The organism is Paenarthrobacter sp. YIM B13468, assembly GCF_042788025.1.
GTDB lineage: Bacteria > Actinomycetota > Actinomycetes > Actinomycetales > Micrococcaceae > Arthrobacter > Arthrobacter aromaticivorans.
Genome location: NZ_JBHZPI010000008.1, coordinates 62,697 through 86,104, shown reverse-complemented (window position 1 = coordinate 86,104; position 23,408 = coordinate 62,697). Strand labels below are relative to the sequence as shown.

Sequence of the window (23,408 nt, the reverse complement as noted above, 5' to 3'; positions counted from 1 at the left end):
GCACGTCCGACGATGGCTGCTCCCCTGAGGGGAGTGGCCGTCGTCGCTTAAGCTGTTGCCATGCCTGGCGAAACCGATCTGAAGACCCTTCTGGAGTCCCTGCATCCCGTCATTAGGGATGGTGACTACGTGTACGCGCTTTGGCCGCATGGCAGGCCGCTGGAAGGCGACATCGAGGCCGCCGTCCGTGAGGCCGAAGGTTTGACTGTGGTGATGCGGCGGGACGAGGCGGACAGGCTTGGCCTCGCCTACGATTTCGTGGCTTCCTGGATCACGCTCCAGATTCATTCAGCATTGGAAGCGGTGGGTTTGACGGCCGCCGTGAGTGCGGCACTGACGCACGCAGGCATCAGCTGCAACGTTCTGGCGGGCTTTCATCATGACCACTTGCTGGTCCCGGTAGCGGACGCCGACCGCGCGTTGGACGTTCTGCGTTTGCTGGCCCGGGGACTGGTACTGCGGACGGAGCGGCTAGAAGACCGTCCTGAAATCCTGGAACTGACGGCACGTGCCTTTTCAGTGTCTCCGGTGACCGGTCAGCCGGTTGAGGGGACTCCCTTGGAGGTTGGCTTGCTGCGTGAGCTCTTCGAGTGCGACGAGTACATTCCCGAGTTGAGCATCGTAGCTGAGATTGGCGGGGACATTGTTGGCCACGCCATCAGCACCCGCGGCTGGATCGGCGACCTGGAGCTAGTGGGGTTGGGTCCTATCGGCGTGCTTCCCCAGTTTCAGCGACGCGGCATCGGCTCGGCCCTCATGCGCGAGACCGCCTCGCGCGCCACGGCGGCAGGGGTGCCTGCCATTGCTTTGTTGGGCAGCCCCCTTTACTACCCGCGCTTCGGCTATGTGCCGGCCACTTCCTTGGGTGTGGAACCGCCCGAGACAGCCTGGGGCGATCACTTCCAGTTGCTGCCATTACCGGCATGGCCCGACGGCGTCCGGGGAACCTTTCGCTACGCGGCGCCATTCGAACGCGTGTAGCTGGGATACCATGGTGCGGGCGCCCCAGTAGCCCAATTGGCAGAGGCAGCGGACTTAAAATCCGCGTGTTGTGGGTTCGAGTCCCACCTGGGGCACAAGGATGGAAGGGGAGGAGGATTCCTCCCCTTCCATTTGTCGGCTATCCTTCAGGGACTTTTCCCAGCAGGCTCGTAGATTCCCCACAGGCAACGAGTGTTATAGGGATGTGACCTGAATCACTTATCTTCCCGGATCAATTGCACTAGTTTGAGTCTTAATCAGGAACACCTGAGTTATCGCATCAAAGGCAGTTCGCACCTTTCGATCGAGGAGACAACGAATGTTTGATCTTTCCCAAGCGGCGCCCCGAGCCGCCAAGCTTACAGCGCTTGGCATTGGGGTTGCCCTCCTGGCCACAGCTTGTGGTGGGTCCTCCACGCCGAGCCAGACCGGGTCCAGTTCCGCCGCCGCCGCAGGCATCTCCTGCCCGGCTCCGAGTGCAGGGGCGGGAGCCGGCAACAGCCAGGCTGCTACCAACACGGGACCCGTACCTCCCTCGACCACCACTACCGCCACTCCTCTGAAACTTGGATCGCTGCTGCCGACGACGGGGTCGCTCGCGTTCCTCGGCCCACCCGAAATTGCTGGCGTCAACCTCGGTATCAAGGAAGTCAACGATGCTGGTGGCGTCCTGGGTGCTCCGGTTTCGGTGGTGCACCGTGACTCCGGTGATACCAAGACCGACATCGCAACCCAGTCCACCACCGCCCTGCTGGGCCAGGGCGTAAGCGCAATTATTGGTGCAGCCTCGTCCGGTGTTTCCAAGACGGTCATCAACCAGATCACCGGCGCTGGAGTCATCCAGTTCTCACCTGCGAACACGTCCCCTGACTTCACCACCTGGGACGACAAGGGCCTGTACTGGCGTACCGCCCCCTCTGACGTCCTGCAGGGCAAGGTCCTGGGCAACTACATGGCTACCTGTGGCGCCCAGACTGTTGGCATGATCGTCCTCAACGACGCCTACGGCACCGGCCTGCAGAAGAACGTCAAGGAGGCCTTCGAGGCCGCTGGCGGCAAGGTTGTTGCCGAGGAGCTCTTCAACGAAGGTGACTCGCAGTTCAGCAGCCAGGTGGACAAGGTCATTGCCGCCAAGCCCGACGCCATCGCACTGATCACCTTCGACCAGGCAAAGAGCATCGTCCCACTGATCACCGGCAAGGGAATCAAGCCCACGCAGCTGTTCATGGTTGATGGCAACACCTCGGACTACAGCAAGGACTTCCAGGCCGGCACCTTGAAGGGCGCACAGGGAACCATCCCCGGTACGTTCGCCAAGGACGCCTTCAAGCAGAAGCTCCTCGCCATCGATCCGGCCCTGAAGGATTACAGCTACGCAGGCGAGTCCTACGACGCCGTAAACCTGATCTCGCTGGCCTCCGAAGCGGCCAAGAGCACCAAGGGCACTGACATTGCAGCCAAGCTGAAGGACGTCTCTGAAGGCGGCGAGAAGTGCACCGACTTCGCCTCCTGCGTGACCCTGCTTCGCCAGGGCAAGGATATCGACTATGACGGCCAGTCGGGTCCGGTAACGTTCTCCGACGCCGGTGACCCCACCGAGGCTTACATCGGTATCTACGAATACCAGGACAACAACACCTACAAGCCGGTCCGTGAAGAGTTCGGCAAGCTCTAAGCCAAATCCTGACTAGACCGCAAACAGAACAGGTCCCCTTCCTCTCCAGGAAGGGGACCTGTTCTTGTTTTACGTGGGTGTTTTGTGGGGCCTGGTGTGCGTGTCTGGGGCTGGGTTTGGGGCGCGGAGTGGGCCTGGCAACGGGTTGCCGGAAAACGACGGAGGGCCTTGGGTATACCCAAGGCCCTCCGAGCGTGCGTGATGCGGCTTCTAGACCTCGTCGGCCAGGGTTCCGAGGTACAGCTGGATAACCTTGGGGTCCTTCATGAGCTCGCGTCCAGTGCCCGTGTAGGCGTCCTTCCCTTGGTCCAAGACATAGCCGCGGTCGCAGATCTGCAGGCAACGGCGGGCGTTCTGTTCCACCATGATGACCGAGACGCCGGCGCGGTTGATCTCGTGGACCCGAAGGAACGTCTCGTCCTGCTTGACGGGGGAGAGACCCGCCGATGGCTCATCGAGCAGGAGCACCGCGGGGTCCATCATGAGTGCCCGCCCCATGGCTACCATCTGGCGTTCACCGCCCGAGAGGGAACCTGCTCGCTGGGCACGTCGCTTGGCCAGTTCAGGGAAGAGGCTGGCAACGAAGTCGAAGCGCTCGGCGAACGCCTTGGGCCGCTGGAACATGCCCATCTGGAGGTTTTCTTCGATGGTGAGGGTGGCGAAGACGTTGTTGGTCTGGGGGACAAAGCCAACGCCCTGGGTGACAAGCTTATTGGCCTTCAAACCGGTGAGATCCTGACCCCTGACCACCACGGTTCCGGAGTGGACCTTGACCAGGCCGAACATCGCCTTCAGCAGGGTGGACTTACCGGCGCCGTTGGGACCGATAATTCCGATCAATTCACCCTTGCGGGCCTCGATGGAGCAACCGTTGAGGATATTGACGCCAGGAATGTAGCCCGCCACCAGGTTGGTGACTTTGACGACTGAATCGCTTGCCGGGGCATCCGCTGAGGCGGGCATTGCGCTGGTGCTGCTCATTTCCCGTCCTCCTTGGTTTCTACGATCTCGGACAGGATGCCTGCGTCTTCTGTTCCCACCACCGACTCTTCGTCAGCCTCAAGTTCTGCCTCGAGTTCCTTGATGCCTTCTGCGTCGCCGAGGTCGACGTCGTGGTGTGCTCCAAGGTAAGCATCGATCACGGCAGGGTTCTTCATGACTTCCCCGGGAGGACCTTCGGCCACGATCTTTCCTTCTGCCATGACGACCACCCAGTCTGCGATGTGGCGCACCATGTTCATGTCGTGCTCCACGAACAGGACTGTCATGCCTTCAGCCTTGAGGTTCTTGATGTGGTCCAGGAGGGACTGGGTCAGTGCAGGGTTCACACCGGCCATGGGCTCGTCGAGCATGACCAGCTTGGGCCGGACCATGAGGGAACGTGCCATCTCCAGGAGCTTGCGCTGGCCGCCGGAGAGGGAAGCGGCGTAGTCATCCTTCTTGGCGTCCAGCTTGAACTTCTCCAAGAGCACGTGCGCCTGTGCCGTGATCTCCTTCTCGCGGCCACCCCAGATGCCCTTGAACAGGGCCTTGGAGAGACGCTCGCCCGGCTGGTCGGCGGCACCAAGCCGCATGTTTTCCATGACTGTCAGCTTGCCCATGACCTTAGTCAGCTGGAATGTCCGCACCATGCCCATGCGCGCCACTTTGTAGGACGAGACACCGGCAATGCTGTTTCCTTCGAACTGCCACTTGCCCGTGTTTGGCGTGTCGAAGCCGGTGAGCAGGTTGAACAGGGTTGTCTTGCCGGCACCGTTTGGCCCGATCAATGCCGTGATCTTGTGTCGGGGGATCTCCAGGTATTCCACGTCCACGGCGTTGATGCCACCGAAGGAACGGGTGACGTTTTCGGCTACGACGATCGGATCGCGCTTCTTGCAGCCCGGGGTGTTTTCCCCGACCGCAATGGGACGCGAATCGGTCATGTAGTCGATGCCTGCCTCGTCGGACGGGATGGCGCCGTAGACAGAACTGCCGGTGCTGCCTGTGTTGGACGGGCCAGCCGGATTGATTGGGTTGTTGCTGTTTGGTTCGTTGGTCTCACTCATGCGAAAGCAAGCTCCTTCTTATTGCCGAAGACGCCTTGCGGGCGGAAGATCATCAGGAGCATCAGTGCCACACCAACCAGGATGTAGCGCAGCTGGCCGGCCTGAACGGTGGTCAGCCAGGTGATGACTCCGGATTCGATGAGCCCATAAAGCAGGCTCTGCGTCAGCGAGAGCACTACCCAGAAGATCATGGCTCCGATCACCGGGCCCAGGACGGTTGCCATGCCACCGAGCAGGAGACAGGTCCAGAGGAAGAACGTGAGCTCTGTGCCGTAGTTGGAGGGTTGGACAGCGCCGCGGGGGAGGGTGAAGATCATGCCTGCAAGTGCACCCAGGATGCCGCCAATGATGAGGGCCTGCATCTTGTAGGAGTACACATTCTTGCCGAGCGACCGCACGGCGTTCTCGTCTTCACGGATGCCCTTCAGGACGCGGCCCCAAGGGCTGCGCATCAGCAGCCAGACCAGCAGGCAGCAGATGATGACCAGGCCCCACCCGACAACGCGGATGAAGAAGTCACGGTTGTTCATGCCCATGTATGACCCCTCGGGGAAGGGGTTCATGGAATAGAAACCACCCTCGAACGCGGCCAGGCCGTTTGCCGAACCCGTAACGCTGGTGAGCTGGTTGGTAGTGACGACGTAACGCACGATTTCCGCTGCTGCGATCGTGACGATAGCGAGGTAGTCCGCCCTCAAGCGGAGTGTCGGAATACCCAGGATGAAGGCGAAGATCACCGAACACAGGACCGCGATCAGCAGGCCGATGAAGAACGGGGTCTTGAAGGTCAGCGTGGAGATGGCGAAACCGTAGGCTCCCACTGCCATGAATCCGGCCTGGCCGAAGTTCAACAGGCCGGAGTAGCCGAAGTGGACGGCGAGGCCCAAAGCAGCAAGTGCGTAGGCCGCCGTCGTCGGGCTGAACAATTCGCCAAGGGCGCTGGAAAGAATAAATCCGAAGTCCATGGCCCGCTCCTAACCCACACGCTCACGCCGGCCGAGGATACCCTGCGGTCGGAACAGAAGAACAACAATCATGATGAACAAAGCGCCAACGTACTTGAGGTCGGCGGGGAGGCCAAAGACAGTGGTCAGCTCCACGAAGATACCGACGACGATAGAACCGATCAGGGCACCGAAGACGGTTCCCAGACCACCGAGCGTCACGCCGGCGAAGATGAGCAGCAGGATTTGCGAGCCCATGTCGAAGGTCACCCCGGGCCGGTAGTAGGCCCACAGGATGCCACCGAGGGAAGCGAGGACGCCGCCAACAATCCATACCAGCCGGATAACGGAGTCGACGTCGATGCCCGAAGCAGCCGCCAAAGCAGGATTGTCTGCCACCGCGCGGGTTGCTTTACCGAGACGGGTCTTCAGCAGGACGATGCCGATCAGGGCAATCACCACGGCACTGATCAACAGGGACCAGAGGTTGTTCGGAGAGATGGAGATGGGCCCGATCTGGACCTCTGCGCTTTGGGCTCCGGGCAGCTGTTGGGTGGCGCCGCCGAAGAAGAACTGGATGACGTAGCGGATAGCCAGGGCAAGGCCGATGCTGACAATCATCATGGGCACCAGGCCCGAGCCGCGCCGCCGCAGGGGCCGCCAGAGTCCGGCATCCTGGACATACCCGAAGAGTCCGCCGCCGATCAGCGACAGCAGGATGGCCAGCCAGAACGGCAAGCCAAATCCGTTGAACATGAAGACCAGGACAGCGCCCAAGGTCACCATCTCACCGTGGGCGAAGTTGGTGAGGCCTGTGGTGCCGAAGATGAGGGACAAGCCCACGGCGGCAAGTGCCAGCAGCAGGCCGAAGCTCAGTCCCGCAACCAAGCGGTTGAGGAGGTTTTGGCCGAAGTCCTGTTGCTGGACGACGATGCCCTTGCCGAAAGCGAAGATCACCGACAGGTTGGACGTCTGGTTGAACGTGACATCGCGCGGATTCTCCTGGCCATCGGCCAGCTTGATGCCCTCCGGCAAGGTGGAGGTATCAAGCTCAACTCTGTACGTGCCCTGCACGGGGACACCTATGCTCCAGGCGCCGTTTGCTCCGGAGGTGGCTTCCCCTTCAAATCCGTTGCCCGAGGCCTTGATCTTCACACCCGGTATGGGGGCGCGGGCATCGTCGCGGAGGAAGCCGCTGATATTGTTCTGGAAATTCGTTGGGGATGGCGAAGGCGAGGGGGTGGTAGCCTCCGCCGAGGGGGCGGCGATCAACAGGGTGGCAATGAGGGCTGCGAAGAACGCCCCCACGGCTCTCTGCAGTCCCTTGGACCGTCTCATGGACGGGTCGCGCAGTGTGCTTCTCAAAATGGAAACCTCCACAGTGGGGGTGGTCCCGGCTGCGCCATTGCAGCCGGTGCGAACGGTCATGGGGCTTGTGAACAGTTCTTGCCTAGCTGCCTCGATTGTGATCTAAGTCACCCATGTGTGGCCTATGTTACCGCTCAGTGCGGCTAAAAAATGCACCGCATAGAGGTCAGAAGATAGCGATCGGATAACAACTGTGAAGCTATAGGCAACAAGCAATCTCCCACATTCGTGTCACGGTTGAGTTTCGTCTGGGTGAACAAGGGAACTTTCTGTCCCCTGGGCGCGTGGTAATTGGTACCGTGAATTATCACTCAGCCCTTTTCAGGAGGACACCCGCAATGGCACTTGGCGGAAACCCTATCTTCAACGGAAAGAATTTCCGTGGAGCCAAACAGGCACCGCCTGTTCCGCAAAATCCGTATTCCAACCCGTACGGCCAGCAGTTTAACCAGGCACCTGGCCGCGCGCCTGGACAGGTCCTCGACGCGCAGTCCGCTTGGTCCGCCTCGCAGCAGAACATGACCAACGAACAACTGCAGCAGATGTACAACCAGCCTGCAGCAGGACCCGCCGACACCGGGCGGATGACCTACGACGACGTCATCATGAAGACCGTCGCCTGCCTCGTTGCCCTGGTCGTCGGCGCCGGCATCACGCTCTTTGTAGCTCCGGCCCTGTCCACCATGCTCATGATCGTCGGTGCACTGGGCGGTTTCGTCCTGGCACTGGTCAATACCTTCAAGAAGCAGCCTTCTCCGGCACTCATTCTGGCGTATGCGGGCCTTGAAGGACTCTTCCTCGGTGGCCTGACCCGGATTCTTGACGGAATGTTCCCCGGCGTCGGCCTCCAAGCGGTCATCGGCACTCTGGCCGTCTTCGGCGTTACGCTGATGCTCTTCAAGAGCGGTAAGGTCCGCGCAACGCCCAAGATGGTGCGCTTCTTCATGATCGCCACCATCGGCTACGCGGTCTTTGCGCTGATCAACCTCGTCATGATGTGGACTGGTGCGGTCCAGGAACCGTTCGGCCTGCGCACGAGTATCACGATTGCAGGCATCCCGCTGGGTGTCTTCATTGGCATCCTGGCGATTGGCCTGGCAGCCTTCTCGCTCATCATGGACTTCACCAGCATCGAAGAAGGCGTCCGTGCCGGCGCCCCTGAGCGCTACTCGTGGATCGCTGCCTTCGGCCTGACCGTCACCCTGGTTTGGCTCTACGTCGAAATCATTCGGCTTCTGGCGATTTTGCGCGGCGACGACTAAGTCCGCCCGAGTTCAGGAAAATGCCCCCGAATTACTTCGGGGGCATTTTTCTTTAAACGACAGGCTTGGTTTAAGCAGTGGGCGCGGCCCCAATCAGGCCTCAACTCAGGCGTTCGAAAACAACAGCCATTCCTTGGCCGCCTCCCACGCACAACGTGGCCAGGCCAAGGGTTCCGTCGCGTTCCTTCAGGCCATTGAGGAGCGTGGTGGTCATGCGCGCTCCGGTCATGCCAAAGGGGTGCCCCAGGGCAATCGCGCCGCCGTGGACGTTGAGCTTCTGTGGGTCGATGCCCAGTTCACGGGCGCTGGCAACCACTTGGACCGCAAAGGCTTCGTTGAGCTCCACGAGGTCGATGTCGTCAATCGTCAGTCCTGCCAGCGCCAACGCCCGCCGCGTTGACTCAACTGGCCCCATGCCCATGAGTTCGGGGGAAAGGGCGGAAACGGCGGTGGAGACAACGCGCGCCAGCGGTTGTAGTCCAAGCTCCCGCGCACGGGAGTCACTCATGACCAGGACGGCGGCGGCGCCATCGTTCAGTGGGCACGCATTGCCCGCGGTCACTGTACCTTGGGGCCGGAAAACGGGTTCCAGGGCGGATACAGCTTCCAAGGTCACGACTGCCCTCGGGGAGTCATCCCGCTCAACCAGGGTGCCGTCCTTGCGCGTGTACGGCGTGATTTCGCGGGCGTAGAAACCCGAGGCGATGGCCGCTTCGGCGCGATTCTGACTCAGCACGCCCCACTCGTCCTGCTCCGCCCGGCCGATTCCGTAACTTGTGGCAACATTCTCGGCTGTCTGGCCCATGGCGATATAGACATCGGGAAGTCGCCCGCCAAGCCGCGGATCCGTCCAGGGAATGTTCGACGCCGCCCGGGCGGCTGACCGCTGGCCTGCTGATTCGAAGAGCGGGTTGTGGTTGCCGGCGTCGGTCTGTCCGGCCCCTGCCCAATTCTGGTATCTCGAGACACTTTCGACGCCGGCTGAGATGATCGCGTTTGCTTCACCGGCTTTGATGGCGTGGAATGCCATACGAAGAGTCTGGAGGCTGGAAGCGCAGAACCGGTTGATGGTCGCCGCCGGAACGCGGTCCAGGCCTGCAAGGACAGCGACGACGCGGGCCATGTTGGAGCCCGCTTCGCCACTGGGTTCGGCGCATCCCAGCAGGATGTCATCAAGGCCGCCTCCATCTTCGGCGGCAGGATCGAAACCCGGAACTTTCGCGAGTGCGGCCTGCACCATGGCGGTGGCAAGGTCGTCGGGGCGTTCGTCCTTGAGGGAGCCTTTGAAGGCCCGCCCGATTGGACTTCTGGCAGTGGAAACGATGACAGCCTCAGTCATGGCCCCAGCTTACGCCCGGCATCTGGAAGGAAGACGGGCGTAAGCCTGAGAGTTCAGGCCAAGCGAAGGGCACCTGCAGCTGGAGTCACGGTAAAGATGTCCGGTGCAGTGAAAGCGGCTTCAGCGAACGCACGCACGACGGCGTCACGCACCTGTTGCTCTTGGCCGACCGGAGTCAGGGCGATGGCAGAGCCGCCGAAACCGCCCCCGGTCATGCGGGCTCCGATCGCGCCGTTGGCCCTGGCTGTCTCCACGGCGAGGTCGAGCTCGGGGCAGGAGATCTCGAAGTCGTCGCGCATGGACACGTGGCTGGCGTCCAACAGTGGGCCAATACTGGCCGGGCCTTCGCTGTTGAGGATTTCCACGGTCTGGAGTACTCGGTCGTTTTCGGTGACCACGTGCCGGACCCTGCGAAGGGTTGTCTCATCCAGTAGGCCAGCAGCTTCCTCCAAGGAATCCACGCCGACGTCGCGCAGTGCTTTGACGCCGAGAATTTCGGCACCCAACTCGCAGGAAGCGCGCCTGGAGGCGTAACCGCCGTCGGCATGTGAATGCGACACCTTTGTGTCGATGACCAACAGGACCAGGCCAGATGCCTCGGCGTCGAAGGGGACCAGGTCAACGTGCTGGTCCCGGCAATCCAGGAACACAGCATGGCCCTTCGCTCCGCGCAGTGAAGCGGATTGGTCCATGATGCCGGTGGGGGCGCCGACGAACACGTTTTCAGCACGCTGGGTGGCGAGCACCAGATCCTCCGCGCCTAAACCTGCCCCGGTGAGGTCATTGAGGGCGGAAATAACGGCACATTCGATCGCGTGGGAGGATGAGAGCCCGGCACCCAGCGGAACGTCCGAATCGAGCAGCAGGTCAAAACCGGGAACGTCAATGCCACGCTCTTTCAAGGCCCAGGCAACGCCCAGTGGATAGCGTGACCAGCCTTCGCCGGATCCTGGTTCCATGCCGGAAAGGTCCGCCTCTACCAAGCCGTGACCGCCAAACAAGGACAACAACCGCACGGTGGAGTCCCCGCGGAGGCGAATTGCCACCTTGGCGGTCTTATCAATGGCAAAGGGAAGTACGAAGCCCTCGTTGTAATCCGTGTGTTCGCCGATCAGGTTGACGCGTCCCGGTGCCTGCCACACGCCGTCGGGAACTGAACCAAAGGTTTCCTGGAAGCGGGCAGAAAGCACGCTGGTGTCAGTGGTGGTGGTCATGCTCGGGTGCCTTCCAGGGTGTTGGCCAACCGCGTGATCTCGGTGGGTGCAGCGACGTCGCGGAGTCGCTCCGCCACGGCTTCCGGGGTGGTGTCATTGATGAACGCGCCCATGGCTGCTTCAGAGCCTGCGAGGTACTTGAGCTTATCGGCAGCGCGGCGTGGTGAGGTCAGCTGGAGGTGCAACTGGCCGGCCGGGCGCAGGACCGGGTCCAGTGGTGCCTGGTGCCAAGCCGAAATGTACGGCATGGGGGTGGGGTAGAGGGCATCAAGCCGCTTCAGCAGGTCCAGGTAGACGTGGGAGAGCTCGTCGCGTTCTTCGCCCGTCAGGGCAGCGAGGTCGGGGATGCTGCGGTGGGGGACCAGATGGATTTCCAGAGGCCAGCGGGCGGCGAAGGGCACGTAGGCGCTGAAATGCTTGGCTTCGAGAACCATACGGCTGCCATCGTTGCGTTCTGCCTTGAGTAGGGACGCACCCAGCGTTTCTTTCGCGTCGACGTCGTCGTAGTATTTGCGGGCTACCGCGCCCAGGGCGGCGGCCCGGGGCGTGACGTAGGGATACGCGTAAATCTGGCCGTGGGGGTGGTGGAGGGTGACTCCGATATCGGCGCCGCGGTTCTCGAACGGGAAGACCTGCTTGATGCCGGGCAGGGCGCTGAGTGCTTCTGTGCGTTGTGCCCAAGCCTCGATGACGGTGCGGGCGCGGGTCTCTCCCAGTTCGGCGAAGGACCCTGTGTGCCGCGGCGTGAAGGCCACAACTTCGCAGCGGCCGTAGGCAGGTCCGGTGACGCCGTGGCCGGCGAATCCATGACCTGGGATCTCCGGAATGTCGCCCAGTACCGGTCCCAGCGAGGGGAACCGGTTTTCGAAAACCACGACGTCGTAATCCGGCGCGGGGATCTCGGATGGGTTATCGGCAGTGGTGGGGCAAATGGGGCATTGGTGGGCCGGGGGGAGGTGGGTGCGGCTTTGCCGATGGGCGGCCACTGCTACCCATTCGCCGGACAGGGCGTCGTACCTGACCTCGCCAGGCTCGCCCCTTGCTGGAAGCTCGCGGTGATCCACCAGCGATTCCGGGGTGCGCTCAGGAGTTCCGGGGTCGTCAAAGTAGATCAACTCACGGTTGTCGGCGAGGCGGGTGCTGGTCATACGGCTCATGGGTCCATCATTCCACAAAGCAATCAAAAACGCATAGTTTCAAACAAAAGCTAACATTGGCTGCTTGGGGAAAGGCAGGCATGCAGTACGGTATTGCCATGCCTGCGTCTCCGCCCCCTGCATCCTTGCCAGCCGCCCAAAACCCGGGCGAAGCAGCACCCCGCCGCTTCGCCACCGGCCGCCAATTCGAACTTCGGCGGGACGATGCGCTCGCCGTCGTGACCGAGCTTGCTGCAGGTCTTCGGCTGTACTCCCGCGGAGGCGTCCAACTTACCGAAAGTTACGGTGACGCAGAGATTCCGCCAGGCGCCACGGGAATCACGCTAGCCCCGTGGGCCAACCGGGTGGAGGATGGCGCCTGGTACCTCAACGGCAAGAAACAGCAGCTCGATATCACCGAGGTCTCACGCAACAACGCCAGCCACGGACTCCTCCGCAACGCGGGCTACACCCTGGTGGACGAGTCTGAGTTCTCAGTGACGCTGGAAGCAACCGTCTTCCCCCAGCATGGCTACCCTTTCCTTGTCCGGCACATCGTTCGGTATGAGCTCGACGAAAACCTGGATCTTCGTGTCTCACAGACGATGGTCAACGATTCCCAGATGGACGCCCCCGTCGTCCTGGGTGCCCACCCCTATCTTCGGCTTGGTGAGGTAGCCGTCGAAGATCTGGTCCTGACCGTCAAGGCAGCCACCCGCCTGGTAGCGGACGAGCGATTGATTCCCCGCAGCACCGCTGCGGTGGAGGGAGACTTTGACCTTTCCGCGGGTCGGGCGGTGGGCAGCTTGGACATTGACGTCGCCTTGACGGACCTGACGTTCGACGGCGGCGTGGCCCGCCATACGCTGACTGCGCCGGATGGACGGAGCGTGTCACTCGTGCAGGACCAGAACTGCCAGTATGTCCACGTGTTCGTCACGGACACGTTCCCAGGCCGATCAAAAGTAGTCGCCATTGAGCCCATGACCGGTCCAGCCAACGCGTTTAACAGCGGAGATGGTCTGCGCTGGCTTGCGCCAGGGGAGACGTTGACCATGACGTGGGGGATTACCGCCTCCATCTAGGCTATGTGCGCGGCGGGCCGGTTTCCCATACGGGGCGGCCTGCGGAATTATGGGTTCATGACGCCAACACCGGACGCCAAATCACGTTCTGACCAACAAATCGCCCAAGACATTCCCTATGGGGTGCGCATTGCGGCCGCGTGGTCGTGGCGAATGGGCCTGATCCTGTTGATGATCGGCGCCCTGGTATGGCTGCTCGGCAAGGTCAGTTTCCTCATCATTCCGGTCATGGTCGCCGCCCTCCTGGCCGGACTCCTCTACCCGGTAGTGATCTGGCTACGCAAGCGGAATGTGCCCAACGGGGCGGCCGTGGCAATCACGGTGCTGGCTTTCATTGGAGTCATCGGAGGCGCCCTTGCCCTGGTAGGCAGGCAGCTTGTCTCAGGATTCAGCGAGCTGTGGACGGAGGCCCTGACAGGCATCCAGCAGATCCAGGACTGGCTGGCAGCCGGGCCCCTGCACCTGACGGCTGACCAGATTGACCAGTACGTCTCTGACGCCGTCACCGCCCTGCAGAACAACAGCAGCACCATCCTCAGCGGCGCCCTGTCCTTTGGCAGTACCGCCGGTCACTTCGCGGCCGGCTTGGTCCTTGCCCTCTTTATCCTGATCTTCTTCCTGTTGGAAGGCAGCCGGATTTGGGGCTTCCTGGTCCGGCTTCTGCCCAAGAGGGCACGCAGGGCTGCCGATGGTGCCGGACGCCGTGGCTGGACGTCCATGGTCAGCTACGTACGGATCCAGATGTTCGTTGCATTTGTCGACGCCGTGGGCATCGGCGTTGGTGCGGCCATCATCCAGGTCCCCCTCGCGCTTCCTCTGGCGGTCCTGGTGTTCATCGGTTCGTTCATTCCGGTGGTGGGTGCGCTGGTTACTGGTGCGATAGCCGTCCTGCTGGCCCTTGTGGCGAACGGACCCGTGAACGCCCTGATTATGTTGGCCATCGTCCTGCTTGTCCAGCAGCTTGAAAGCCATATCCTGCAGCCGCTGGTCATGGGTAAGGCTGTGGCCCTCCATCCCGTCGCAGTAATCCTTTCGGTAGCAGCCGGATCCTATCTCGCAGGCATTCCCGGAGCGCTCTTCGCAGTGCCACTGCTCGCCGTAGTAAACACGGCGGTTCGCTACATTGCCGGCCGGACGTGGGAACATGATGAAGGATTGGGCGCGGCAGAGCTGCAGCCTGGAGCCGCATCGTCGGAAACTGATAGCGACTCCAACTTCAAGGAAGTCCACCTTCCGGGAGCCGGATCCCGCAGCGGCAGCAGCGCTGCCGGCAAGACCAAGGCCGCAGATAACACCTCCGTCCAGGAGCCTGCAGTTGACACCAACAAAGGAGAATAGTCAGTGAATACCCTCGATACCCTGCCCGTCACGCTGGACGATGTCCTCAAGGCGCAGGAGTTGCTCGAGGGCATTATTACCAAGACTCCGGTGGAGTCGTCCCGTGCGCTGGGGAGCCTCGTGGGCGGCAACGTCTTCTTTAAATGCGAGAACCTGCAGCGGGCGGGATCATTCAAGGTCCGCGGTGCGTACGTGCGGATGGCGCGCCTGAATGAGGCCGAGAAGAAGCGGGGCGTGGTAGCTGCCTCCGCAGGCAACCACGCACAAGGCGTAGCCGTAGCCGCAAAGAGCCTTGGCATCAACGCGCGCATCTATATGCCGCTCGGTGTCGCGCTTCCCAAGCTTGCAGCAACACGCAGCCATGGTGCCGAAGTCATCCTTCACGGCCACAACGTGGATGAGGCATTGGCCGAAGCCCAGCGCTATGCCAACGAAACAGGCGCAGTCTTTGTGCACCCCTTTGACAACGTGGACGTCGTCGCCGGCCAGGGCACCATCGGACTGGAGATCCTGGAGCAGATCCCCAACGTGGACACCATTCTCATGGGCGTCGGCGGCGGCGGACTTCTTGCAGGCGTCGCAGTGGCCATCAAGGCCAAGGCCAAAGAGCTCGGACGCGAGATTCGGGTCATCGGGGTGCAGGCGGAAAACGCGGCCGCCTATCCTCCGTCCCTCGCTGCGGACGCCCTGGTACCGCTCAAAAAGGTTTCGACCATGGCTGATGGCATCGCCGTAGGCCGACCAGGGCAGCTTCCTTTCAGCATCATCCGCGAGCTCGTGGACGATGTCGTGACTGTGAGCGAGGATTCCCTTGCCCGGGCCCTGATCTTCCTTCTGGAACGGGCCAAGATGGTCGTGGAGCCGGCAGGCGCGGTGGGAGTAGCCGCGCTGATGGATGGCAAAATCGAAAACCCGGGGAACACCGCCGTCGTGCTTTCCGGTGGCAACATCGATCCGATGCTGATGCTCAAGGTCATCCAACGCGGCCTCTCGGCTGCGGGCCGGTTCATGACGGTTCGAATGATGCTGGACGACCGCCCAGGCTCACTGGCGACGATCGCCCGCATCATTGCCGAAAACGACGCCAACGTCACGGGCCTGGACCACACACGCCTGGGTGGTTCCATCAGCATGGGCGATGTCTCCATCACCATCAACCTGGAAACGAAGGGCCACGAACACGGCGAGCAGGTCCTCGGCGCGTTGAGGGCCGAAGGCTTCCAGCCGATCGTGGTGCACTGACGGGAGCCGCAGATATGGTGCTCGAAACGCCTGACGGATCCAAGGCCGAGGCCAAGGAGACACTCGCGGGCCGAGCCAAGGGCGGCCTGCTGTTCATGGGCGGCTTCGTGATCCTGCTGTACGTCATCGAGTTCCTGAACACGCTGATGAGGCATGGCCTCAACGCTACTTTTGGGCTGCGGTCACGGAGCCTGGATGGCGTCCTGGACATCCTGACGTTTCCACTGCTCCATGCGAACCTCAACCATTTGCTGTCCAACACCCTGCCCCTGATCATCTTCGGCTTCCTGGTTTTCCTGGCAGGCATCAGGGTGTTCCTCACGGCACTGGCCTTCAGCTGGTTGGGTTCGGGCCTGACGGTGTGGCTTATTGGTGGGGGAGGAATCACGGTGGGGGCGTCAGGGCTGGTGTTTGGGTTCTTCGCGTTCCTGCTGGTCAGGGGTTTCTTCAACAGGAGCTGGTGGCAGATTCTTCTGTCCGTGGTCCTCTTCATGGCGTACGGCAGCATCCTCTTTGGGGTGCTGCCAACCGTCATGGGCTTTATTTCGTGGCAGGCCCACTTGGGCGGGGCCATTGGAGGGATTATCGCGGCCATCCTGTTGCGTCCGAAATCCCGGACCATCATCTGAGGCAAGCACGAAAAACGCCGGCCCACCCTGCAAAGGGGTGGACCGGCGTCGGGCTTTTTCGTGCTGCTTAGGCGACGTACGGCTTGGCGGAAACGATCTCCACCGGAATTTCCTTGCCGTTGGGGGCGGTGTAGCTGAGCTTGTCGCCCTCCTTGTGGCCGATGATGGCGGCACCCAGCGGAGACTTCTCGCTGAAGACATCGAGGTCGGAGTCACCTGCGATCTCGCGGGAGCCGAGCAGGAACGTCTCTTCGTCCCCGGCGATGCGGGCAACAACCAACATGCCGGGCTCTACGATTCCGTCATCGGCAGGAGCTTCGCCAACCTGGGCATCGCGCAGGAGCGCGGTGAGCTGACGGATGCGGGCTTCAATCTTGCCCTGCTCTTCCTTGGCTGCGTGGTATCCGCCGTTTTCCTTGAGGTCGCCTTCCTGGCGGGCGGCTTCGATCTTCTGGACGATTTCCGCCCGGCCAGCGCCGGAAAGGTGGTCCAGCTCAGCCTTCAAGCGGTCGAAAGCTTCCTGGGTAAGCCAAGCTGCTGTGGCGCTGTTGGTGGTAGACACGGATTTCTCCTTTTGATCTGACAAAGCAAAGACCCCGCCGAGGTGGCCACTCGTGAAACTCAGTAACCAACTTAACGGGGTGAAGGTTTCATCCATTGTAGTAAATCCTCTGGACGAACCCAAACTGGTTGAGTTGTGGGTCACACGATTGTTATTTCCCGCTGTCCACGATCCAGCAATTGTCCACCACCCCGGCTACGGCGGGCGACTCGGTTCTCAGCACGGTGCGTTGGGCTGTTGTGTTGCCGCCATCTGCACTGTCCTTGGGCTCATTGGGGCCGATCTCAACCACTTTCCAGCCCACCACCGCGAACTTGGAATCCATGGCCTTTACGGCGCATTTGGCCGTGGCTCCCGGGTACTTGGTGACCTGGTAATCCACCTCGGCTTGCGTGCCATCCACAGTGCTGTAGCCGATGTCTTTGAAGGTCACCGGGGCTTGTGCAGAGGACGTTGCCACCCATGCTGCGAACACAATTCCGAGGACCAGGGCCACGATGACGATGTTCCGCTTCGATGTACGGGTCAAGCCGCGCTTTTGACCACCGTAGCGATTGGCTAGGCTGTTGCTTGCCGGTAGTTCGTTGGCCGATAGGTCCTCTGAAGTCACCTATCCAGTTTAGTGCGGATCCCGGCGCCTCCTGCACAGTCCTGATTTTGCACCATCCATGAAAGAGGAGCCGTCAAGTGACAGCGTCCAGCAGTTCCGAGCAGCAGCTGCGGCTGCTCGCCGTCCACGCTCATCCGGACGATGAATCCAGCAAGGGTGCAGCGACCATGGCGATGTATGCCGCTGCGGGAGTAGACGTCATGGTCGCCACCTGCACTGATGGATCCAGGGGGGATATCCAGAACCCTGGCATGGTTGACGCTCCGCACCCCAAGCGCGACATGGCAGGTGCCCGCCGGTTGGAAATGGCCAATGCGGCTGCCGTGCTTGGCATTCGGCAGCGCTGGCTTGGTTTTGTGGACTCGGGCCTGCCCGAGGGCGATCCCCTTCCACCGCTTCCGCCGGGATGCTTTGCCTTGCAGCCGTTGGAACGCGCCACGGCTCCGCTGGTCCGCCTGGTCCGGGACTTCAGGCCGCACGTCATCATCAGCTATGACGAAAACGGTGGCTACCCGCACCCGGACCACATCATGGCCCACAAGGTTGCCGTGGAGGCGTTTGAGGCAGCGGGCGACGCCGCGCGCTACCCGGGAACGGGGGAGCCGTGGGCGCCCAGCAAGCTCTACTACGACCGTGCCTTCAGCCCCGAACGTTTCCGTGCACTGCACTTTGCGTTGGAAGAGGCCGGGCTGCAGTCGCCCTATGCTGAACGGCTCGCAGCGTGGCTTGAAGCAGACGCCGAGGGCCACACTCCTCCTGCCCCGGCACACCAGACCACCACGCAGGTGGACTGCGGCGACTTCTTCGAGGCACGCGATGACGCTCTCCGGGCGCACCGGACACAGATCGATCCCATGGGCTTCTTCTTCGCTGTTTCTCCTGAATTGCAGCGGACAGCGTGGCCTTGGGAGGACTACACGCTGATCAAGTCCACGGTCTCTACGGACTTGCCCGAAAAGGATCTCTTTGCGGGGATAAGATAAGTATTGCCATCAGTTTCTATCGTTTGTAGAAGTTGGGCTGCGCGCCATCCGGCTGCCCGGCCCGCGCTGAGGCCAGCCGACATGCATTAGCTCCCATAGAAGGTTTGAACGTGCACCACTTGATCCTCGCCCTGACCGTCAGCCCGTCGCCCGACCCCACCGGGACGCTGCGGCCTGGCCTGTCCGAGGACCAGGTGACCCCCGGCACCTGGGGTTTCGTCCTCACCGCCTTCGTCGTGATCCTTTCCACGTTCCTGATCGTGGATATGGTTCGCCGCATCCGGCGGGTCCGGTACCGTGCGCAGGTGGAGGAGGCGCGTCTGGCCGCGGAAGCCGGAACCCTCGATAGTGCGGGCGGCGACGCCGGCACCACGGATGAGAACGGCGATGCCGCTCCCGGAAGCCGCTGACCCACGCGGAAACAATTGGCCCGGGGAGGCCAACGTCCGGTTCTACTCGAGGCCGTCGGGTCGTGGTTGGCAACGAACGGAGAGGCTATCTACGGCACCCCGGATGTCCCGATCCGTATACGGCTGACGCTCCATATCCGTGAACGCACGGTGACCGGTTCGGAGGTGAGGATCCGATCCCTCAGCAGCGAACTGACGACCGTGGATTGTTTCGGGTGAAGGGCCCACCACCGTCGCCGAAGGACGCTGCTGTCGTCCGGGATCGAGCGGGTGGACCTGGCTGGCCCGTGGCGGCCGGATATCGTCTACCGACAGGACGCTGAAGGACAGCACATCGAGGTCCCGGATGGTGCTCCGCGCGACCTGCCGCTGTGCTTCCGGGTTCGGCCGCAGCGGTCGGATGGCTGGCGTCACACGGATCAACTTCTCGCCGACGTGGTAAGGAGCATCGACAAGCCGGCGCCGGCTCGTGAAAGCGATGCGTGGTTGCAGACCCCTTCGATCTCCGGGCCATTGACGATATCTTCGTAGGAGCTGAGTACCCGTTCTACGCGGTGCCGGTGGCCGGCGAAGTTGTGTGCCCCGTCCCAGTCGCGGGCTGCGACGGCTATAGGCACCAGACAGGAAGCTGAACAATGAGAGTAGGGTTACGGCTGCAGGGAACGAGCTGCCGGACCGTTGTCTTGGACGGGCGGAGCGTAGTTTCCGCCGCCACTGAGGTGCACGCCGGTAGCTTGTCGGAAGCATTGGACTCGTCGTTGTCCGGACTCCGCCGGGAGTTCGGGTCGGCCATCACGGAGCTCACCGCCGACGTCGGACGGGTTCTGGGGGAGCGGAAACTGGCCGACGTCGTCGCCATCCGCATTTCTCCCCGTCCCCCCGCGGACGCCTTCCACGCGACCGTGCTGCCACCCCTTGTTGAGCCGGCTGTGACCCGGACCGTGCACGTTGCCGGGGGCCACGACTTGCGGGGACGTCCCCTGGCCCGGTTGGACCTGGAGGGGTTCCTGGCCGATCTTCCCGGCATCCTCTCCACCGACGTACGGAACGTGGCGATCACCGCCGTCGGCTCCACGGCGTCAAAGGACCATGAAACGCGTATAGCCGATGCCACCCTCAGCAATGACCGAGATATGCGGATCAGTATTTCCAGTGACTTCTATTCCAGCGTTTTCCGGAACCGCGACTACACGGCCATCCTCAACAGTGCCCTGATGGAGACGGGGGAAGAGTTGGCTGCCATGCTTGAGGAGGCAGGCCGGCGCCAGTTCCCGGACGCCCTCTTGTCGTTTGCAAAGAACGACGGCGGTCGCGCACCTCTGTCGCGGCTGGCCTTGGCGCCTGTGCACGGGTTGCGCGCCGAGCCCGCGATGGGAATCCTTGGCGCGGCCACGTTGGCGGGCATCCCCGAGGGGGAAGTTATTCTCTGCATGGAGTCCGGGGCCACGGTGGGCCACACCCGCGGAGGCCTGCCTGCCGCCAGAAGCCTCATCCGCCAAGGTTTTGGCGCAGGCCTCGCCAGCAATGCCGCCATTCTCGAGCCATACACCGTCCATCATCCCGTTCGCACAGACATCCCCTCCGTGATTGCCGACCTCCGCGAGTGGCAGGAGACTGCGCTGCCTTTCGGGCTGGTGCCCACTCTGCCGGCGGCGCAGGACGCCGCACTGGTAGGATCAGCCGCGGCGCCGTTGACGGCGTGGATCGACAGGCTCGAGACTGTCAGTGGCCGGGCTGACCTGCAACGCGTACAGAACCTCGCCGTAGAGGACGCCCATTCAGCGGCGGTCCAGTTGGGTGCCAGCCCGGGGCAAACCCAGATCATTGAATCGAACGTCTATGCCATGCCTTACGGCAACCCCGGAATCGTTCGAATCCGGGTCCAAGCGGCAGGAGAAACGTCTGCCAACGAGGAACATGTGCTGCCCATAGCGGCGCGGGGCGCCACCCCATGAGCACCGTACTCACGATCGAAGACGTCCGGAACCTCCGCACCGGGGCCCACTTCCTGGCCTGCACCATAGACCCGACGGCCATCTACGTCTACGCAGAAATGATCGAGCGGGCGATGGAGGACCGGTCATTGGAGCTCATTACCGTCGACGAGCTTGCCCCCGACGATCTGGTGGTGGCGGTCGGAATGGTAACGCAGGGCCTTTTCATCGCCGACATGCCTCCCGTGGGCGATGAGTTCCTCGGCTGCATCCGCGCCATCGAGGCCAATCTCGGCCGGTCGGTGCGGGCGATCTATTCGCTCGCCGCCGCCAATATCAACGGAATCGTCCCCCTCATGGTTGGGCTGCAGTCCTCGCTGCCCGTCATCGATTCCGATCCCATGGGACGCGTTTTCCCCTTGATCAGCCAAACAACGCTGAACGTTGGAAACGTCGCGATCGGCCCTATCGCGCTGATGGGAGTAACCGGGGAGCGGGCGGTGGTTGAGGTCGAAAACCCGCAGCGGGCCGAAACGCTGGTGCGTGCACTGGTGACTGAACTCGGCGGCTGGGCAGCCACCGCCATGTACCCGTGTTCCGCACAACAGCTGAAGGAGCATGGTGTCCACGGCTCCATCAGCCGGATGATCCGGATCGGTCAAATCCTCGACGCGAGCACCCCGGTTAAGAGAAAGCTGCTGTTGCTCACCGAGTTGCTCGGCGCCACGCGCATCGCCAGAGCCCGCGTGAGCCACATCGAAAGCCTCTCCCGGCCTGCGGACCTCGGCCTGCCGGCGCAGCCGTCCAGCTTGACGCTCGACGACGAAACCACCGGACGCATCATCCGTCTTGAAATTCAGAATGAGATCCTGCTGGTCCTGGTGGATGGTGCGATAACAGCAGCCGTACCGGACATGGTCACGCTGCTCAATTCTGAGCACGGCACGGTGGTCAACATCGACGACGTCCAGGTGGGCGACGTCATGGACATCGTGAAGATCAAGGCAGCGGAGCAGTGGTACACGGAGGCGGGGCTTGATCTCACCGAGCCAAAGGCCTTCGGCATTCCGATTGGGCACCCAAGGCGGCGACATGCGTAGATCGCAAAACGAAACCCGGCTCGATGTCGCCGGGCTGTTGGCGCACGGCTCCCTCCGCGGCACCACGCCGCTATATCTCGCCCCAGCCAGCGGGGTGATAGAAAGCGTTGTTCTCGTCTCCCAGCTCGAGGCGATCCGGCAGGTGCGGCCAAACACTGTGGTAGTACTCTCCACGGAGATGGGATCAGGGGGCTGGCTGGTGTCCGCGGCACTGCGACACGCGTGGGAGCGGCGGGCCAGCGCCGTCGTCGTGGCCGGCAGCGCCTATGCCAGCGCGGCGGTCGGACTGGCGGAGCGGTTGGGAATCACCGTGCTGGTCGCTGACGGGGACCCTGCAGCGCTTGCCTTGGCATTGGCGGCCGAGATCGGAGCGGCCCTGTCGGTGGTCGATGCGGAACTGGCCCGGGTCGCCCGGACTATCGCAAAGGACACCACCCTGGGAGATGTTCTCAAGACCATTTCCGGGGAACTGGACGGGGCAGGAGTTTTGCTGGAGTACGACGGCGTGGTGGTGACTTCCGCCGGAATGCCTCCGCGGGAGACTGATGAAGTCATCACCGTGGAAGTCGATGGGGCCAATAGCGCCGTCCGCTTCACTCTCACGGCCCGCGTGCCCACTTCCGGCGTCCACAACCTGCGGTTGGTGGGCTCAATCCTTGAGGTGGCAACCCCTGCAGTGAAGGCTGCCTGGCTGTCGGAGGACCTACTCAGCACCGCTCGGGCTGTTCCCACAGCGGCCATCGCCGCGTTGGATCAGGACCCTGATGCGTCAGGCGAGGAGTTCGAGGAAAAACACCGGCATCTGCTGAACCAGTTGGGCTGGCGCGAAGGGGAGCCCTACATGTCTCTGTGGTTCCGCAGCGCGCCGGTGCAAGAGCATCGGCCCGAGCTGACGGCCGTGTTGCGCCTGCTCTGGCGGAAGGTCGCAGTACGAAGTCCCTTGGCCGAGGTTCAAGGCGGTTGGCTGACGCTCGTTCCGGCCGGGGATCAGGATGCCTCGACTCAGCTCGAAACCCGCATCAGGACACGTCTGGGGCCAGCTCTTGCCGAGCTTGGTCTGGTGGCGGGATTGTCCCGATGGCAGGAGGATGTCCCGGCGCTGGCGTTGATTGTGCGTGAGGCCCGGCTGGCTGCTGAATCCGCCCGGTCAGCGGGGCCCGGTACGGTTCTAAGCTTCGCGAGCCTCGGGGTGGTCGCGGCCACGACCTTCGTGGACGTGGACGCAGTCGCACTGGTGGCCGAACTGGCACTCCCACGGCTGATGGCCTCCCCTGACCGCGATGTGATCATTACGTCGGTGGCCGCCTTCCTCGATCATCGCGGTTCAGTCAGCCTCGCTGCGAAATCCCTTAACCTGCACCGGAACACCTTGCAGGCCCGCCTTAACCGGGCACGGGAACTCGGCGTCCCGCTGGATGTCCCCTCCGAGTTACTGTCCGTCCACCTCATCGCCAAAGTTCTGAGACGATCCATGCCCGAGGAAACGACCTCCGAAGACCCCATGGAAAACCAGAAATGACTCCCATGAGTCGTGTCAGAAGTGCGTGC

At 62.4% G+C, this 23,408-nt stretch carries 22 protein-coding genes and 1 tRNA gene; 13 read left to right on the top strand and 10 right to left on the bottom strand.

What is annotated here, in order from left to right; genetic code table 11:
* The first annotated feature begins 60 nt into the window (after positions 1 to 60).
* The 3 genes from ACFX4T_RS09700 to ACFX4T_RS09690 all read left to right on the top strand — a co-directional run bounded on the left by ACFX4T_RS09700 (position 61) and on the right by ACFX4T_RS09690 (position 2,656).
* The gene (locus ACFX4T_RS09700; RefSeq protein ID WP_216924901.1) at positions 61 to 981 is read left to right on the top strand and encodes an N-acetyltransferase; all 921 of its coding nucleotides are present in this window, start codon (positions 61 to 63) and stop codon (positions 979 to 981) included.
* Between the two features lie 21 nt (positions 982 to 1,002).
* Positions 1,003 to 1,076: transfer RNA gene (locus tag ACFX4T_RS09695), tRNA-Leu, on the top strand.
* Positions 1,077 to 1,300: 224 nt separating this feature from the next.
* Entirely contained in the window at positions 1,301 to 2,656 is a 1,356-nt protein-coding gene (locus ACFX4T_RS09690) for an ABC transporter substrate-binding protein (protein WP_216924902.1), read from the top strand.
* 210 nt (positions 2,657 to 2,866) lie between these two features.
* On the opposite strand, the gene ACFX4T_RS09685 is transcribed toward ACFX4T_RS09690, so the two are convergent.
* Genes ACFX4T_RS09685 through ACFX4T_RS09670 form a run of 4 tightly spaced genes read right to left on the bottom strand, consistent with a single transcriptional unit; the run spans position 2,867 to position 7,076 of the window.
* A complete protein-coding gene (locus tag ACFX4T_RS09685) occupies positions 2,867 to 3,637 on the bottom strand; it encodes an ABC transporter ATP-binding protein (protein WP_216924903.1) in 771 nt (256 codons plus the stop codon).
* Positions 3,634 to 4,704, bottom strand: a complete 1,071-nt coding sequence (locus ACFX4T_RS09680; protein WP_377651602.1) for an ABC transporter ATP-binding protein — start codon at positions 4,702 to 4,704, stop codon at positions 3,634 to 3,636. The genes ACFX4T_RS09685 and ACFX4T_RS09680 overlap by 4 nt, the downstream gene beginning before the upstream one ends.
* Positions 4,701 to 5,669: a branched-chain amino acid ABC transporter permease gene (locus tag ACFX4T_RS09675; protein WP_216924904.1), complete on the bottom strand. Its 969-nt coding sequence runs from the start codon at positions 5,667 to 5,669 to the stop codon at positions 4,701 to 4,703. The genes ACFX4T_RS09680 and ACFX4T_RS09675 overlap by 4 nt, the downstream gene beginning before the upstream one ends.
* A 9-nt stretch (positions 5,670 to 5,678) precedes the next feature.
* Entirely contained in the window at positions 5,679 to 7,076 is a 1,398-nt protein-coding gene (locus tag ACFX4T_RS09670) for a branched-chain amino acid ABC transporter permease (protein WP_223948361.1), read from the bottom strand.
* 278 nt (positions 7,077 to 7,354) lie between these two features.
* Between ACFX4T_RS09670 and ACFX4T_RS09665 the strand changes: the two genes are divergently transcribed.
* Positions 7,355 to 8,278, top strand: coding sequence for a Bax inhibitor-1/YccA family protein (locus tag ACFX4T_RS09665; protein WP_216924905.1), 924 nt, complete (start codon positions 7,355 to 7,357; stop codon positions 8,276 to 8,278).
* 100 nt (positions 8,279 to 8,378) lie between these two features.
* Here ACFX4T_RS09665 and ACFX4T_RS09660 read toward each other — a convergent pair whose 3' ends face one another.
* The 3 genes from ACFX4T_RS09660 to galT are packed head-to-tail and all read right to left on the bottom strand — an operon-like array spanning position 8,379 to position 11,988.
* Positions 8,379 to 9,617 (bottom strand): acetyl-CoA C-acetyltransferase, encoded by a 1,239-nt coding sequence (locus ACFX4T_RS09660; RefSeq protein ID WP_377651599.1) that lies wholly within the window; start codon positions 9,615 to 9,617, stop codon positions 8,379 to 8,381.
* 53 nt (positions 9,618 to 9,670) lie between these two features.
* Entirely contained in the window at positions 9,671 to 10,831 is a 1,161-nt protein-coding gene (galK, locus tag ACFX4T_RS09655) for a galactokinase (protein ID WP_377651597.1), read from the bottom strand.
* Positions 10,828 to 11,988, bottom strand: a complete 1,161-nt coding sequence (gene galT / locus ACFX4T_RS09650; protein ID WP_377651595.1) for a galactose-1-phosphate uridylyltransferase — start codon at positions 11,986 to 11,988, stop codon at positions 10,828 to 10,830. The genes galK and galT overlap by 4 nt, the downstream gene beginning before the upstream one ends.
* Before the next feature lie 80 nt (positions 11,989 to 12,068).
* On the opposite strand from galT, the gene ACFX4T_RS09645 reads away from it, so the two are divergent.
* The 4 genes from ACFX4T_RS09645 to ACFX4T_RS09630 are packed head-to-tail and all read left to right on the top strand — an operon-like array spanning position 12,069 to position 16,261.
* Positions 12,069 to 13,052 (top strand): aldose 1-epimerase family protein, encoded by a 984-nt coding sequence (locus ACFX4T_RS09645; RefSeq protein ID WP_377651593.1) that lies wholly within the window; start codon positions 12,069 to 12,071, stop codon positions 13,050 to 13,052.
* 57 nt (positions 13,053 to 13,109) lie between these two features.
* Positions 13,110 to 14,390, top strand: a complete 1,281-nt coding sequence (locus ACFX4T_RS09640; protein ID WP_223948367.1) for an AI-2E family transporter — start codon at positions 13,110 to 13,112, stop codon at positions 14,388 to 14,390.
* A gap of 3 nt (positions 14,391 to 14,393) precedes the next feature.
* A complete protein-coding gene (gene ilvA / locus ACFX4T_RS09635; protein WP_216924911.1) occupies positions 14,394 to 15,632 on the top strand; it encodes a threonine ammonia-lyase in 1,239 nt (412 codons plus the stop codon).
* 14 nt (positions 15,633 to 15,646) lie between these two features.
* Positions 15,647 to 16,261 (top strand): rhomboid family intramembrane serine protease, encoded by a 615-nt coding sequence (locus ACFX4T_RS09630; protein WP_223948368.1) that lies wholly within the window; start codon positions 15,647 to 15,649, stop codon positions 16,259 to 16,261.
* A 67-nt stretch (positions 16,262 to 16,328) separates the two neighbouring features.
* On the opposite strand, the gene greA is transcribed toward ACFX4T_RS09630, so the two are convergent.
* Positions 16,329 to 16,823 carry a transcription elongation factor GreA gene (greA, locus tag ACFX4T_RS09625; protein ID WP_216924913.1) on the bottom strand — a complete coding sequence of 165 codons (495 nt, stop codon included), beginning with the start codon at positions 16,821 to 16,823 and terminating at the stop codon, positions 16,329 to 16,331.
* A gap of 151 nt (positions 16,824 to 16,974) precedes the next feature.
* Entirely contained in the window at positions 16,975 to 17,433 is a 459-nt protein-coding gene (locus tag ACFX4T_RS09620) for a DUF4307 domain-containing protein (protein ID WP_223948369.1), read from the bottom strand.
* A 77-nt stretch (positions 17,434 to 17,510) separates the two neighbouring features.
* Here ACFX4T_RS09620 and mca point away from each other — a divergent pair, with 77 nt between their 5' ends.
* Together mca and ACFX4T_RS09610 are read left to right on the top strand one after the other, a co-directional pair.
* On the top strand, positions 17,511 to 18,416 hold the full coding sequence (mca, locus tag ACFX4T_RS09615; RefSeq protein WP_223948370.1) for a mycothiol conjugate amidase Mca: 906 nt from the start codon (positions 17,511 to 17,513) through the stop codon (positions 18,414 to 18,416).
* A gap of 110 nt (positions 18,417 to 18,526) precedes the next feature.
* Positions 18,527 to 18,826 (top strand): hypothetical protein, encoded by a 300-nt coding sequence (locus ACFX4T_RS09610; RefSeq protein WP_216924916.1) that lies wholly within the window; start codon positions 18,527 to 18,529, stop codon positions 18,824 to 18,826.
* 42 nt (positions 18,827 to 18,868) lie between these two features.
* On the opposite strand, the gene ACFX4T_RS09605 is transcribed toward ACFX4T_RS09610, so the two are convergent.
* Positions 18,869 to 19,240: a hypothetical protein gene (locus tag ACFX4T_RS09605; protein ID WP_216924917.1), complete on the bottom strand. Its 372-nt coding sequence runs from the start codon at positions 19,238 to 19,240 to the stop codon at positions 18,869 to 18,871.
* A gap of 320 nt (positions 19,241 to 19,560) precedes the next feature.
* Between ACFX4T_RS09605 and ACFX4T_RS09600 the strand changes: the two genes are divergently transcribed.
* From ACFX4T_RS09600 to ACFX4T_RS09590, 3 genes are read left to right on the top strand one after another with little or no spacing between them, the layout of a single operon-like run.
* Positions 19,561 to 20,781, top strand: coding sequence for a methylhydantoinase (locus ACFX4T_RS09600; protein ID WP_223948371.1), 1,221 nt, complete (start codon positions 19,561 to 19,563; stop codon positions 20,779 to 20,781).
* Complete coding sequence (locus ACFX4T_RS09595; RefSeq protein ID WP_216924919.1) at positions 20,778 to 21,860, top strand: DUF917 domain-containing protein; 1,083 nt, start codon at positions 20,778 to 20,780, stop codon at positions 21,858 to 21,860. Before ACFX4T_RS09600 ends, ACFX4T_RS09595 begins: the two co-directional genes overlap by 4 nt.
* Positions 21,853 to 23,379 (top strand): CdaR family transcriptional regulator, encoded by a 1,527-nt coding sequence (locus ACFX4T_RS09590; protein WP_223948372.1) that lies wholly within the window; start codon positions 21,853 to 21,855, stop codon positions 23,377 to 23,379. The genes ACFX4T_RS09595 and ACFX4T_RS09590 overlap by 8 nt, the downstream gene beginning before the upstream one ends.
* Positions 23,380 to 23,408 lie beyond the last annotated feature (29 nt).